Source organism: Actinomadura kijaniata (assembly GCF_014138665.1).
Taxonomy (GTDB): Bacteria; Actinomycetota; Actinomycetes; order Streptosporangiales; family Streptosporangiaceae; genus Spirillospora; species Spirillospora kijaniata.
This window is the reverse complement of record NZ_JACJIA010000008.1, coordinates 246443-259398: the sequence shown is the minus strand read 5'-3', so window position 1 is coordinate 259398 and position 12956 is coordinate 246443. Positions and strand designations below refer to the sequence as shown.

Here is a 12956-nt window from a genome sequence, read left to right as displayed (position 1 = left end):
CTCCCTCCGAACATGATCATTACGGTCGGGCCCAGTCTGGGGGCAGCGGGACGCCCGACGCACGCGAAACCGAATTATCCACACCAACGACCGACCCGATGGTCCTCCCCCTTCCGGGCACGTAGCGTGGTCGCAGAACAGTGGAAGGGATCCAGATGCGGGCAGTGAAGATCACCGGTGCCGTCCTGATGGCGTGCGCCCTGGCGGCATGCACGGACAGCGCGGTCCCTCAGGCCACGCCCACCGGCACACCACCCGGCCTGGACCGCTTCTACGGCCAGAAGGCCTCCTGGAAGGACTGCGACGGCGACTTCCAGTGCGCGACGGTCGAGGTCCCCCTCGACTACGCCAGGCCCGGCGGCGAGACCATCCGGATCTCCATGGTCCGCCTGCCCGCGAGCGGGCGGTCCGGCCGCATCGGCTCCCTGTTCACCAACCCCGGCGGCCCGGGGGCGTCCGGCGTGGAGTTCGTCCGCAAGACGGCCCGCGCGTTCAGCCCCGAGCTCCTGCGCCGCTTCGACATCGTCGGCTTCGACCCCCGCGGCGTCGGCGCCAGCGCCCCCGTCCGCTGCCTGGACGGCCCCGGCCTCGACCGCTTCTTCAGCACCGACTCGTCCCCCGACGGCCAGCGCGAGACCGACGCGCTGGCCGACGAGAGCAGGACGTTCGCCCAGTCCTGCCAGACCGGCTCCGCCGCCCGCCTGCCCCATGTCGGCACCCTGAACGCGGCCCGGGACATGGACATCCTGCGCGCCGCGGCCGGCGACCGGAAGATGACCTACTACGGCGCCTCCTACGGCACCTACCTGGGCGCGTACTACGCCGACCAGTTCCCCAAGAACGTCAGGGCCCTGGTCCTGGACGGCGCGGTGGACCCCAAGCAGACCTCCACCGGCCTCCTCGTGGAGCAGGCCAAGGGCTTCGAGACGGCCCTGCGGTCCTTCGCCGAGGACTGCGTGAAGACCTCGGCCTGCCCCCTCGGCGCCACCGCCGACGCGGCGGTCGACCGGGTCTCCGCCCTCCTCCGCCAGGCGGACGAGCGCCCCCTCACCAACCGCCGCGACAGCCGCAAGGTCACCGAGTCCTGGGTGGCGATGGGCATCGCGACGGCGCTCTACAACAAGGAGAGCTGGCCGTTCCTCCGCCAGGCCCTGGGCCAGGCGGTCGGCCAGGGCGACGGCACCCAGCTGATCACCATCGCCGACCTGATGGTGGAGCGGAAGCCCGACGGCACCTACAGCAACCAGGTCGCCGCGAACATGTCCGTGAACTGCGTGGACAAGCCCAACCCGCCCGACGCCAGGACCTACGGCGAGTCCGTCGCCGAGGCCCGCAGGTCGGCGCCGCGCTTCGGCCCGTTCGTGGTCTGGGGCGGCCTCCCGTGCGTCTACTGGCCGGCCAAGCCCGAGGCCGAACCGAAGCCTCCCACCGCGACCGGCGCGGCCCCCATCCTGGTGATCGGCACCCTGCGCGACCCGGCGACCCCGTACGCCTGGTCCGAGGCCCTCGCCAAGCAACTGGACTCGGGCGTCCTGCTGACGTTCAACGGCGACGGCCACACCGCCTACCTCCAGGGGGACCGCTGCGTGACCCAGGCCACCGACCGCTACCTGACCACGGCCGAACCCCCGACGAACGGGACCCGCTGCGGCTGATGCACACACACCCCGAAAGATTGGGTAGACTTCTGCCCGCCACCCCAGGTGGCACGCCGCCTTAGCTCAGTCGGCAGAGCGATTCACTCGTAATGAATAGGTCATCGGTTCGATTCCGATAGGCGGCTCCCAGGTAGAAGGCCCCTTCCGATCATCGGGAGGGGCCTTCTTGCTGACAGCGCCTCCGTCCATGGCCTTGGTGTGGACCCGCAGCGTGAGCGCCGTGTCCGCGTGCCCGAGCCGGACGGCGACCAAGCGGACGGGAACGCCGTTGGGGAGCAGCGTCGTCGCGTGGACGTGCCGGAGGACGTTCGCCGTCTCCTGGTCGATGGTCACCGCGCGGGTGCACCCGCTCTTGGTCGGCCCCTGGACCCGCTCCCCGTTGATCACGCCGGTCGAGCCCTTGAGGGTGATCTTGAGACCGTCGGGGTGGACGTCCGACGATGTGGCGGTTCCCCACGGCGGAGGCCGCCAGGTGGGGAACGTGAGCTGGATCGGAGTCCGGGCCGTTCGCTTCTCGGTTTCCCGGGGCTTGAGCGGCGGTGCCTAGGGCGTTTTCGCTGAATATGAGTATTCGTACTCAGGTGCGCGAAGATCGTTTTGGTCAGGATGAGGGGCGAGCACCGAGATCGGAGAACCCCCTTGAGAACGACCGTCCTGACCCTCGCGACGGCGGGAGCCGTCACCGCCGCGTTGCTGACCGCCCCGGCCGCGCGGGCCGCGACGAGCCCCGCCTGGCGGGCCTCCATGCAGCACGAGTCGCTGCGTCACGGGTCCCGGCTGCTGACGGTGGGCAAGACCACCTGGGCCTTCGGCGGCCGCGGCTACCGGGACGGCCGCGCCACCGCGTTCCGGCGTGAGGGACCCACCTGGCGGCAGGTCGCGTTGCCCTCGCAGGCGCGCGGCGAGGTCGTCGCCGCCGACGCCGGTTCGGCCAGCGACGTGTGGGCCGCGACGCTCGGCACCAAGAACGGGCAGCCCGTCGCGATGCGCTTCGACGGCAGGAGATGGAAGACCGTTCAGACGCTCGGGAACACGATCGTGACCGCCGTGACGGTCGTCGGCCCCCGGAACGTGTGGGTCTTCGGGACCGACGGGCCGACGGACCGCCGTCCCGTCGCCTGGCACGGCACCCCGCGCGGCTGGAAGAAGACGACCATGCCGTTCGTCGTCTGGAGCGCCGACCTGCGCTCGGGCAGGGACCTGTGGGCCGTGGGCTGGCGGAGTGGCGGCGGGCCGGTCGCCGGACGCTTCGACGGCAAGCGCTGGCGGTCGGTCCCCGACCCGCGCGGCTCACTGCCCGCCGCGCTGCGCGACCCCGCCAAGGCGCAACTCGTCTACGGCAGGCTCTTCGCCGCGCGGGGAACGCTGTGGCTGGCCGTGAACGCGAGCATCTGGTCCGCGCAGCGCACCGACGCCTACCTGCTGCGCTTCGACGGCAAGCGCTGGCGCTCCGAGCGGCTGCCCAAGCGCGTGGCGTGGCACGAGAACGGCTCGTTCGTGCCCGACGGCAAGGGCGGGCTCTGGATGTTCGCCTCCACGGGCGACTATCGGTCGTTCCTGTTCCGTCGCACGGCTTCGGGCTCCTGGAGTAGTTCTCCTGTGAAGGGGACGGGCCTCCAGTACGTCGAGCTGGCCGACCTCGCGCCCGCCCCGGGCGGCGGCCTGCTCGGATCGGCCGGCTGGGAGACCCGCACCACCGCGACCGGCGGGGTGCTGTCCTACCGCTGACCCATGGCCGGTCTCCGGAGGTGTCGGCCTCCCGACCACCCCTGGAGACCGGCCCCGGGTCATGAACGTCGCCGTTCATGACCTACGAGGACGCGTGGTTTGCCGGATTCCCCTCCCGGGGGCGGCGGGCGATGCGGTGCCATGGAGCCGGGAGGGTTCCCGTCGCCTCGGAACGGTCAGGTGGCCTTGCCGGAGGCGATGTAGAGGTTCATGCGGGTGAAGTCGAGGGTGATGTTGTAGGGCTTGAAGAAGCTCTGGAAGAAGGCGGCCGGGACATCGAACCCCGGTCCGTAGGGCCAGGGCACGTTGATCGGCTTGTTGGGGTGCGTGGTGCAGTAGATCTCCCTGGCGGCGGCGCCGCCGAGGCGGATCTCCTTCGGGTAGCAGGGGTAGACGACGGCCGGGTGGCTTTGGGCGAACGTCCCGAGCGGCCGGTCGTGGTCGGTGCGGATCCGCAACCGCTCGGCCGTTTCCCCGAACACGACCGCGGCCTGCTCGCCGGTTCCGCCGAAGTTCACGCCCACCACCCGTGGGCCGGAGCCGGCGATGCTGCCCCTGCTGTGCAGGTAGTGGTCACGGGCCAGCCACAGCGGCAGGGGCTCGGCCCCGGCCCGCGCGGCGGCGGCGCGCGCCCTGCCGGCCGCTTCGGGGGTCGGGCGGCGCAGGATCAGCGACCGGCCGGCGTAGTCGAAGGTGGTCAGCAAGTGGTAGAAGACCCACGTGCCGATCATGCCGTCGCTGTCGGTGTCGACGTCCTCGCCCGACTCCGTCGCCGACCAGCCCACGGGGACGTTGCGCAGCTCGATCCCGCCCAGCTCGAACGACTCCAACACCCCGTAGTGCGCCCATACGGAGCCGCCCTCGACGTCGATCTTCTGGCTGGCGACGGGGCTCAGCCCGGCTTCCCTGGCGACCGTCGAGGTCAGGCTCAGGTTCGGGGCGCCGGTGTAGAACGTGAAGCGCTTCGCCGGTCCGCCGTTGACCGAGGCCTCCACCAGCGGCATCGGGTCCACCTGCTGGAACGGCACCCGGCCGACGTCGCCATGGATCTGGTACGGCTCGCCGCGGACCGCCGCGAACCATTTGGCATAGGGCTCCTCGTCGGCCGCCCGCCAGCGCGGTACGGAGAGGGAGAACTTGTCCTGCCGGATGTAGCAGTCGCCCAGCAGCCAGTTGGTCTCCTTGTCGCCGGGCGCCAGTCCGAGGGCCATCGTGAGGTACTTCTCAGCCTCGGGGAACCTGTTGGCCAGTAGCCCGACATAGCCGCGCTGCCGCGCCGCGTGCAGATCCGTGGGGTCCTTTTTCAGGATCTCCTCATACGCGCGGCCGGCCTGCTCGAACTTCCCGGCCTTGAACAACGCGTCCGCGTCACCGCCCTCGGCGTGCGCCGTCGCCGCCTTGCCCAGCAGCGGTGTGGTCGCGGCGGCGCCGGCCACCACGGCCGCCCCCCGCAACAGCGAACGCCGGTCCCATCTCCCGTCAACAGCCACGGTCTTCCCCTCTTCCGTGCTCACCTTCCGGAGCCGGGGGCGCCGCGCCCCCGGCACGGACCGCTGCGGTCCACGCCCCACCGAAGACGGATGAGTGTTGCGGTGGCGTATGCGAATTTCGATACGCCCGCGATACACCCGATCCTCGGCGGCGGGAGGATCCCGCCGCAGGTGACCGTGACAGCCCGGCCACCGCACAGGTCGCGAGCCGGGCGCGTCGGCGATGACGCGGCCAGACGGGTTGAACGTGCGTCAGGCCAGGAGGTAGGCGGCCAGTGCCGCTTCGAACGCCGGGTCGTGCTCGGCGGCCGAACGGTGGCAACGCCCCACGGGGTCGAAGCGGCCGGGGCTGCCGGTCCTGAGCATGTGCTGAACGTGCAGCACGACCTTTTCCGGTTCGGGGACCAGGCCGAGGTCGAGGTTGTACTGCCCGTGCGCCATGCCCCGAGCGGCGCCGGGCTCGTGGATGTCGTGCATCATCCAGCCGCGTTCCTCATCCCATTCGAGGTAGAGGGACAAAGTGGTGTGGGAGTCGTCGTAGTCCCAGATCACCTCTCCGCCGAAGCCGATGGCCGCGGTGCGGCGCTTGTATTCACGCGACATGCCGCCGGTGACCCCGCCGGTCGCGATGCCCTGGGCTTTCAGCGCGTTGCCAACAGCCTCGATGTAGTAACGGTGGTCAGTGCGCTCACGTCTGGTCATGGCTCCGATGCTCGCACCTGTGGTTAATGCCCTACAGGCGATAAGAGGCGACTTGCGGGCCGGATGAATTCCAAAAGGTGTTTCACGGCCCCTTCGAAGCCGGCGAGACGTCGTACTCGGTGCCTTTCATCCGTGCGGAGAGGAACGGTGAGCACCTTCGCGCGCTCCGAGGTCTGCCCACGGGCGGACGGTTCGTGGGAAAATGGGGGTGTGGGGCACCATCGATCGGAGCCTGAGGACGCGAGCCGGCAGCGGCTGCGTGATCTCGCGCGGTTGCGTCAGGTCCGGGACCGGATCGATCGGGAGTACGCGCGGCCGCTGGACGTCGAGGCGCTGGCCCGCGGGGTGAACGTGTCGGCGGGGCATCTCAGCCGCGAGTTCCGGCGCGCCTATGGCGAGTCGCCGTACGCCTACCTGATGACGCGGCGCATCGAGCGCGCGATGGCGCTGCTGCGGCGGGGCGACCTCAGCGTCACCGAGGTCTGCTTCGCGGTCGGCTGCTCGTCGCTGGGCACCTTCAGCACCCGCTTCACCGAGCTGGTCGGCGTGCCGCCCAGCGTCTACCGGCGCCGCGCGGCGGGCGCGACGGCGGGGATGCCGTCGTGCGTGGCGAAACAGGTGACCAGACCGATCAGGAATCGAGAAGCGCCGGTCACGGAGCCGCAGCTAGCGTGACCGGCATGGGTATCAACATTCACGCGAGCTTCCTGCCGCATGACGACCCGGACGCCTCACTGGTCTTCTACCGCGACGTCCTCGGGTTCGAGGTCCGCAACGACGTCGGGTACGACGGGATGCGCTGGATCACGGTCGGTCCCAAGGGCCAGCCCGAAACGTCCATCGTCCTGCAGCCGCCGGCCGCCGATCCCGGTGTCACCGACGAGGAGCGCCGCACCATCGCCGAGATGATGGCCAAGGGCACCCTCGCCGGCATCGTCCTGGCCACCGACGATCTCGACGGCACCTTCGAGCGGGCGGTGGCGGGCGGCGCCGAGGTCGCCCAGGAGCCGATCGACCAGCCCTACGGCGTTCGCGACTGCGCCCTGCGTGATCCCGCGGGCAACATGGTCCGCATCCAGGAACTGCGCTGAGCCGTCCGGTCAGGACCGCGGCCCGCCCGACCAACGGAGACACGATGAGCATGCCCACGGGGGACGCGCGGCCGCACGCCGCCGACAGGCACGACCTGATCCGCGTGCACGGCGCGCGCGAGAACAACCTCAAGGACGTCAAGGTCGAGATCCCCAAGCGCCGGCTGACGGTGTTCACCGGCGTCTCCGGCTCGGGCAAGAGCTCGCTGGTGTTCAGCACGATCGCGGCGGAGTCGCAGCGGCTGATCAACGAGACCTACAGCGCCTTCGTGCAGGGCTTCATGCCGGCGCTCGCGCGTCCCGAGGTCGACGTGCTGGACGGGCTGACGACCGCGATCGTCGTCGACCAGCAGCGGATGGGCTCCGACCCCCGCTCCACGGTCGGGACCGCCACCGACGCCAACGCGATGCTGCGCATCCTGTTCAGCCGGCTCGGGGAGCCGCACATCGGCCCGCCCAGCGCGTACGCCTTCAACGTCCCCTCGGTCCGGGCGAGCGGCGCGATCACGGTCGAGCGCGGCGCGAAGAAGGCGGTGAAGGCGACCTTCACCCGCACCGGCGGCATGTGCCCCGAGTGCGAGGGGCGCGGCAAGGTCTCCGACATCGACCTCGCCCAGCTCTACGACGACTCCAGGTCGATCGCCGAGGGCGCGTTCACCATCCCCGGCTGGAAGTCCGACAGCTTCTGGACCACGCGGGTCTACGCCGAGTCGGGCCTGCTCGACCCGGACAAGCCGATCCGCGAGTTCACCGACGAGGAGATGCACGCGTTCCTGTACGGGGAGCCGACCAGGGTCAAGGTCGAGGGCGTGAACCTCACCTACGAGGGCCTGATCCCGAAGATCCAGAAGTCGTTCCTGTCCAAGGACAAGGAGGCGATGCAGCCGCACATCCGGGCGTTCGTGGAGCGGGCCGTCACCTTCACCGCCTGCCCCGAGTGCGGCGGCACCCGGCTGAGCGCGGCGGCCCGGTCGTCGAAGATCAGGGGGATCAGCATCGCCGACGCCTGCGCGATGGAGATCAGGGACCTGGCGGCGTGGGTGCGCGAGCTGGACGAGCCGTCGGTCGCGCCGCTGCTGGCGGCGCTGGGGGACACCCTGGACTCGTTCGTGGAGATCGGGCTCGGCTACCTGGCGCTCGACCGGCCGGCGGGCACCCTGTCGGGCGGCGAGGCGCAGCGCACCAAGATGATCCGCCATCTCGGCTCCTCGCTCACCGACGTCACCTACGTCTTCGACGAGCCCACCACGGGCCTGCACCCGCACGACATCCAGCGGATGAACGAGCTGCTGCTGCGGCTGCGCGACAAGGGCAACACGGTGCTGGTCGTGGAGCACAAGCCGGAAGTGATCGCCATCGCCGACCATGTCGTCGACCTCGGTCCCGGCGCGGGCGCGGCGGGCGGTGACGTCTGCTTCGAGGGCACCGTCGAGGGGCTGCGGGACAGCGGCACCGTCACCGGCCGCCACCTGGACGACCGGGCCACGCTGAAGGAGACGGTGCGGAAGCCGGCCGGCGCGCTGGAGATCCGCGGCGCGACGGCCAACAACCTCCGGAACGTCGATGTGGACGTCCCGCTCGGCGTGCTGTGCGTCGTCACCGGCGTGGCGGGTTCCGGCAAGAGCTCGCTCGTGCACGGGTCGGTGCCCGCCGGCGCGGGCGTGGTGTCGATCGACCAGACGCCGATCAAGGGCTCGCGGCGGAGCAACCCGGCGACCTACACCGGCCTGCTGGACCCGGTCCGCAAGGCGTTCGCGAAGGCCAACGGCGTCAAGCCCGCGCTGTTCAGCGCCAACTCCGAGGGCGCCTGCCCCGCCTGCAACGGCGCCGGCGTCGTCTACACCGACCTGGCGATGATGGCCGGGGTCGCCACCACCTGCGAGGACTGCGAGGGCAAGCGGTTCCAGGCGTCGGTGCTGGAGTACCGGCTCGGCGGCCGCGACATCAGCGAGGTGCTCGCGATGTCGGTGGCCGAGGCCGGGGAGTTCTTCGGCGACGGCGAGGCGCGCACGCCCGCCGCGCACCGCGTCCTCGTCCGGCTCGCCGACGTCGGGCTCGGCTACCTCACCGTCGGCCAGCCGCTCACCACGCTGTCCGGCGGCGAGCGGCAGCGGCTGAAGCTGGCCACCCACATGGCCGAGAAGGGCGGCGTCTACGTCCTCGACGAGCCGACCGCCGGGCTGCACCTCGCCGACGTCGAGCAGCTGCTCGGGCTGCTCGACCGGCTCGTCGACTCCGGCAAGTCGGTCATCGTCGTCGAGCACCACCAGGCGGTCATGGCGCACGCCGACTGGATCATCGACCTCGGTCCCGGCGCCGGGCACGACGGCGGCCGGATCGTCTTCGAGGGCACCCCCGCCGACCTGGTCGCCGCCCGCTCGACCCTCACCGGCCGGCACCTGGCGGACTACGTCGGCGCCTGACCCGGCGCCCCCCGCGCCCGCCGCGGGGGGCGTCAGCGGCGTCCCAGCAGCTCGGTGACCCGGAGGAAGCCGTCGGTGCCGTGACCCAGCCCGATGACGCGGCGGGCCAGGCCCTCGGCGGCCCGCATGACGCCGGCGTCGATGCCGTGGCCCTCGGAGGTGTGGATGATGTGGGCCATGGACGACGCCGCCGAGGTGATCGGGTTGCCCTCGCCGGAGAAGTCCCCCTCGTCCACCCTCGCCGCGAGCTCTTCGAAGCCCGGCGACAGGATCGCGCTGATGCCCTTGGCGAACGGCGCCAGCTCGCGCGCGGTGATCCCCTCCGCCTTCGCCACGGCCAGGGCGTGCGCGTAGCCCGTCATCGCGGTCCAGAAGATGTCCAGCAGCGCGATGTCGTACGCGGCGGCGCGGCCGATGTCCTCGCCCAGGTGGGTGTGGGTGCCGCCCAGCGCCTCCAGCACCGGCAGGTGCTCCCGGTAGAGGTCGTGCGGGCCGCTGTGGATGAACACCGCGTCGGGGGTCCCGATGGTGACGGTCGGCGTCATGATCGCGCCGTCCAGGTACCGGATGCCGTGGTCGGCCGCCCAGGACGCGGTGGCGCGGGCCCGTCCGGGCGTGTCGGCGGTCAGGTTCACCACCGTGCGGTCCTTGAGCGCGGCGGCGACCGCGTCGCGCCGCAGGATCGCGTCGGCCGCGTCGTAGTCGACCACGCAGACCACGGTCAGCCCGCTCGCGGTGACCGCCTCCTCCACGGAACGGGCCCGGACCGCGCCGCGTTCGACCAGTTCGCGGTCCCGGCCCGGGGTCCGGTTCCACACGGTGGTCCGCACACCGGCGTCCACGAACGCGCCGGCCAGGGCCCGCCCCATCGGTCCCAGACCGATCACGGTGACGGCAGACTTGTCAGACATGGTTCAACCTCCACGACAAAGCGAAGAACAACGGACGGGACAGTGATGACGCGCAAGCTCGCCCAGAACACGAACGTCTGCGGGGTGACGGCCGCGATCGCCGTGATCGACGGCAAGTGGAAGACGGGCCTGCTCTGGCTGCTGGAGGACCGCCCGCACCGGCCCGGCGAGCTGCGCCGGCGGCTGCCGGGCCTCAGCGAGAAGGTGCTGACCCAGGCCCTCCGGGAGATGGAGGACGACGGCCTGGTGCACCGCGAGGTGCACGAGGGGCTGCCGCTGAAGACGGTCTACTCCCTGACGGGGTTCGGCCGCGACCTGTCCGAGGCGCTGGCCCCTCTCTCCGACTGGGGCCACCGGCGTCTGGAGAAAGTCGTCGAGGCACGGTCGGCTTCCTGACCACGCGCCCCCTCCGTTCCTCCTCGGCCGTGCGGCCCGCCGACCGCCCGACACCAGGTTCGCCCCGCCGCCGCGTCCCCGCCAAGTACCCACAAAAAAGTGGGTGTCGGCTGGGGGCGAGGGGCACCGGCCCAACTCTGTCCGAGGGGGTTCCTAGGATCGTGGCATGGCTCTGGACCTGTTCGCGGGGATCCCCGTCGCCGACTACGCGGCGGCCCTGGAGTGGTACGAACGGCTGCTGGGCTCCCCGCCGACGTTCGTCGTGAGCGACACGGAGGCCGTGTGGGAGCTCGCCGAGCACCGGTCCGTGTTCGTCGAGCACCGGCCCGAGCGCGCCGGCCACGCCATGCACACGGTCTTCGTCGACGACTTCGACGAGCGCCTCGCGCGGATCGCCGAACGGGGACTGCACCCGGCGGAGCGGGAGACGTACTCCAACGGCGTGCGCAAGGCCACGTTCCGCGACCCCGAGGGGAACGAGATCGGCTTCGGCGGCGCTCCGCTGTGACCCGTCCGGATCACGGAGCCGGTGCCGTGGCCGCGTAGAAGCACGGCATGCCGTCCATGCGCAGAACGCGTCCCGGCGGCAGCGGCGGCTCCAGCGGTTCGTCAACCGGGACGCCCGACCAGTCGATGGCGAACGGCCCGACGTCCGGGTGGTCCGGCACCCGGCTGATCAGGTCGTAGGTGGTGACGGGCCGGCCCGGCAGGCGCACTTCCAGTTCCAGCCTCAGCGTGTGCTCCAGGAGCTCCCGTTCCAGACCCTCGTCATCGCGCACGGCCGCGTCGGCGTCCGCGCGGGCGGCGGCGAGGGAACCGTAGAGCCGCCGTTGCTCGAACCATTCGGAATTGGTGACGCGGTCCTCCACGCGCAGCGCGGCGAAGCCGTAGCGGCGTCGGCTGACCGGATCGGCGGGTGGCGGCTTGGGGGGATCCACGTCGAGCATCCCCAGGCATTCGCCGGCGGCGCCGTCCCACGGGTCGCGCCGCAACGCCTCCGCGTAGGCGGCGACGGCGCCGTCCCGGTCACCGATCCAGGCGAGCGCCTGCCCCAACTGGAGGGGCACCAGGGGATCGTCGGGGTCGGCGTCGAGGGCCGCCCGCGCCACCCGGACGGCCCGTTCGGCGGCCGCGGCGGAGACGCCGTCCTCGTCCCACTCCTCCATCTCGCCGAGCGGAGGGCCCTCGTGGTCCCAGTCCCATCCGCCGTTGAGCCCATGCTCGACGTCCACGCACAGCCGCAGCGCGAACGCGGCGACGGTGGAACGCCCGATGGCGACCGTGGCCGCGCTCTCCACGTCGCCCGGCGTCTGGTCGGTGAACGAGTCGTACAGGCGTTCCGCCTCGGCGAGGTGGTCGGCGATCTCCTCCGTGCCGTTGCCGAACCGGAAGCGCCACCAGCACTCGGCGAGCAACCGCCCCGCCCGCACCAACCGGGCGTCCCCGCCGTCATCGATCATGGGGCGCACGCTATCCCGCACCGGACGGGCGCGGTGGCGGTTCCGCGCGACGCGGTCCGCGCCCCTCCAGCGCCGGGGCGGCGCTGAAGGGGGAGGGGGCCGGGCGTTCCGGCGGCATCGTGGCGATGCGCGTCGATCACCTTCGTCAGCGTCTCGCCGGGGTCACCGGCCCGCCTGGTCGAGGTCGCCGTGGGCCGCCGCCGCCAGGTCCTGCCCGTCGTCCCAGGTCCTGACCCGGTCGGTGTAGGCCTGCCGGATCATCGGGTAGAAGCCCTGGCCGAACAGCACCCGCAGGGGCGGCTCGTCGGAGTCGACGATCTTCAGGAGGGTCCGGGCCGCGGCGGCCGGGTCTCCGGCGGGCTGCTTTCCGGTGACCGCGGCCAGGCGCTGGCGGAGACCGGCGTAGGCCGGGTCGGGCTGGGCCATGTGACCGTTGTTCAGCGGGTCGGGGTTCTTGCCGGAGCGGGTGGCGAACCCGCCCGGCTCGATGATGGTCACCTTGACGCCGAACCCGGCGACCTCACCGGCCAGGGCCTCGTTCAACCCCTCCAGGGCCCACTTGGAGGCGTGGTAGGCGCCGCCGAGCGGCATCGCGATCAGCCCGGCGGCCGAGGACAGCTGGATGATGTGCCCGGAACCCTGCGCGCGCAGGTGGGGCAGCGTGGCCTGGACCACCCACACCGCGCCGAACAGGTTGGTCTCCATCTGGTCGCGCAGTTCCCGCTCGGTCAACTCCTCGACCGCGCCGATCTGGGCGTAACCGGCGTTGTTGACGATGACGTCGAGGCGGCCGAAGCGCTCCTTGGCCCGCTTCACGCTCTCGAACACGGCGGCCCTGTCGGTCACGTCCAGTTCGAGGGGGAGCACCGCCTCGCCGTAGGTGGCGACCAGGTCCTCAAGGCTCGCGGTGCTGCGGGCGGTGGCGGCCACCTTGTCGCCGCGCGACAGGGCGGCCTCGACGAACTCGCGGCCCAGGCCGCGCGACGAACCGGTGACGAACCAGACCTTGCTCATGATGACGTTCCGTCCCTTCGCGGTGGCGGCGTTCCGGGGTCGCCCCGGGCCGCCGCTGTCGGCTGTTACGCCCTCCAGACACA

General features: G+C 71.5%; 12 protein-coding genes and 1 tRNA gene. 8 read left to right on the top strand and 5 right to left on the bottom strand.

Annotation, left to right across the window (positions count from 1 at the left end; all coding sequences use genetic code 11):
• Positions 1-155: 155 nt before the first annotated feature.
• From HNR61_RS28705 to HNR61_RS28690, 3 genes are all read left to right on the top strand, one after another.
• A complete protein-coding gene (locus HNR61_RS28705; protein ID WP_246443884.1) occupies positions 156-1655 on the top strand; it encodes an alpha/beta hydrolase in 1500 nt (499 codons plus the stop codon).
• A gap of 55 nt (positions 1656-1710) precedes the next feature.
• Positions 1711-1783, top strand: a tRNA-Thr gene (locus tag HNR61_RS28700).
• 514 nt (positions 1784-2297) lie between these two features.
• Positions 2298-3386: a hypothetical protein gene (locus tag HNR61_RS28690; RefSeq protein ID WP_182846289.1), complete on the top strand. Its 1089-nt coding sequence runs from the start codon at positions 2298-2300 to the stop codon at positions 3384-3386.
• 176 nt (positions 3387-3562) lie between these two features.
• On the opposite strand, the gene HNR61_RS28685 is transcribed toward HNR61_RS28690, so the two are convergent.
• Entirely contained in the window at positions 3563-4876 is a 1314-nt protein-coding gene (locus HNR61_RS28685) for an aspartyl protease family protein (RefSeq protein WP_182846288.1), read from the bottom strand.
• 252 nt (positions 4877-5128) lie between these two features.
• The gene (locus HNR61_RS28680) at positions 5129-5578 is read right to left on the bottom strand and encodes a DUF6292 family protein (protein ID WP_182846287.1); all 450 of its coding nucleotides are present in this window, start codon (positions 5576-5578) and stop codon (positions 5129-5131) included.
• 210 nt (positions 5579-5788) lie between these two features.
• On the opposite strand from HNR61_RS28680, the gene HNR61_RS28675 reads away from it, so the two are divergent.
• Genes HNR61_RS28675 through HNR61_RS28665 form a run of 3 tightly spaced genes read left to right on the top strand, consistent with a single transcriptional unit; the run spans position 5789 to position 9092 of the window.
• Positions 5789-6253 (top strand): helix-turn-helix transcriptional regulator, encoded by a 465-nt coding sequence (locus HNR61_RS28675; RefSeq protein WP_182846286.1) that lies wholly within the window; start codon positions 5789-5791, stop codon positions 6251-6253.
• A gap of 5 nt (positions 6254-6258) precedes the next feature.
• Complete coding sequence (locus tag HNR61_RS28670) at positions 6259-6669, top strand: VOC family protein (RefSeq protein WP_182846285.1); 411 nt, start codon at positions 6259-6261, stop codon at positions 6667-6669.
• A 44-nt stretch (positions 6670-6713) separates the two neighbouring features.
• Positions 6714-9092, top strand: a complete 2379-nt coding sequence (locus tag HNR61_RS28665; protein WP_182846284.1) for an ATP-binding cassette domain-containing protein — start codon at positions 6714-6716, stop codon at positions 9090-9092.
• A 32-nt stretch (positions 9093-9124) separates the two neighbouring features.
• Here the strand turns inward: HNR61_RS28665 and HNR61_RS28660 are convergent, their stop codons facing one another.
• Entirely contained in the window at positions 9125-10003 is an 879-nt protein-coding gene (locus HNR61_RS28660; RefSeq protein WP_182846283.1) for an NAD(P)-dependent oxidoreductase, read from the bottom strand.
• A 45-nt stretch (positions 10004-10048) separates the two neighbouring features.
• Between HNR61_RS28660 and HNR61_RS28655 the strand changes: the two genes are divergently transcribed.
• Both HNR61_RS28655 and HNR61_RS28650 read left to right on the top strand, forming a co-directional pair.
• Entirely contained in the window at positions 10049-10399 is a 351-nt protein-coding gene (locus tag HNR61_RS28655) for a winged helix-turn-helix transcriptional regulator (protein WP_182846282.1), read from the top strand.
• Between the two features lie 166 nt (positions 10400-10565).
• A complete protein-coding gene (locus HNR61_RS28650) occupies positions 10566-10907 on the top strand; it encodes a VOC family protein (protein WP_182846281.1) in 342 nt (113 codons plus the stop codon).
• A gap of 10 nt (positions 10908-10917) precedes the next feature.
• On the opposite strand, the gene HNR61_RS28645 is transcribed toward HNR61_RS28650, so the two are convergent.
• Both HNR61_RS28645 and HNR61_RS28640 read right to left on the bottom strand, forming a co-directional pair.
• Complete coding sequence (locus HNR61_RS28645; protein WP_182846280.1) at positions 10918-11859, bottom strand: tetratricopeptide repeat protein; 942 nt, start codon at positions 11857-11859, stop codon at positions 10918-10920.
• 162 nt (positions 11860-12021) lie between these two features.
• Complete coding sequence (locus tag HNR61_RS28640; RefSeq protein ID WP_182846279.1) at positions 12022-12873, bottom strand: SDR family NAD(P)-dependent oxidoreductase; 852 nt, start codon at positions 12871-12873, stop codon at positions 12022-12024.
• Positions 12874-12956: the final 83 nt, after the last annotated feature.

Bases quoted from the DNA above. Each gene is read 5' to 3' on its own strand.
- HNR61_RS28705 (WP_246443884.1), top strand. From the start codon at position 156: ATGCGGGCAGTGAAGATCACCGGTGCCGTCCTGATGGCGTGCGCCCTG.
- HNR61_RS28680 (WP_182846287.1), bottom strand. From the start codon at position 5,578: ATGACCAGACGTGAGCGCACTGACCACCGTTACTACATCGAGGCTGTT.
- HNR61_RS28670 (WP_182846285.1), top strand. From the start codon at position 6,259: ATGGGTATCAACATTCACGCGAGCTTCCTGCCGCATGACGACCCGGAC.
- HNR61_RS28665 (WP_182846284.1), top strand. From the start codon at position 6,714: ATGAGCATGCCCACGGGGGACGCGCGGCCGCACGCCGCCGACAGGCAC.
- HNR61_RS28660 (WP_182846283.1), bottom strand. From the start codon at position 10,003: ATGTCTGACAAGTCTGCCGTCACCGTGATCGGTCTGGGACCGATGGGG.
- HNR61_RS28655 (WP_182846282.1), top strand. From the start codon at position 10,049: ATGACGCGCAAGCTCGCCCAGAACACGAACGTCTGCGGGGTGACGGCC.
- HNR61_RS28650 (WP_182846281.1), top strand. From the start codon at position 10,566: ATGGCTCTGGACCTGTTCGCGGGGATCCCCGTCGCCGACTACGCGGCG.
- HNR61_RS28645 (WP_182846280.1), bottom strand. From the start codon at position 11,859: ATGATCGATGACGGCGGGGACGCCCGGTTGGTGCGGGCGGGGCGGTTG.
- HNR61_RS28640 (WP_182846279.1), bottom strand. From the start codon at position 12,873: ATGAGCAAGGTCTGGTTCGTCACCGGTTCGTCGCGCGGCCTGGGCCGC.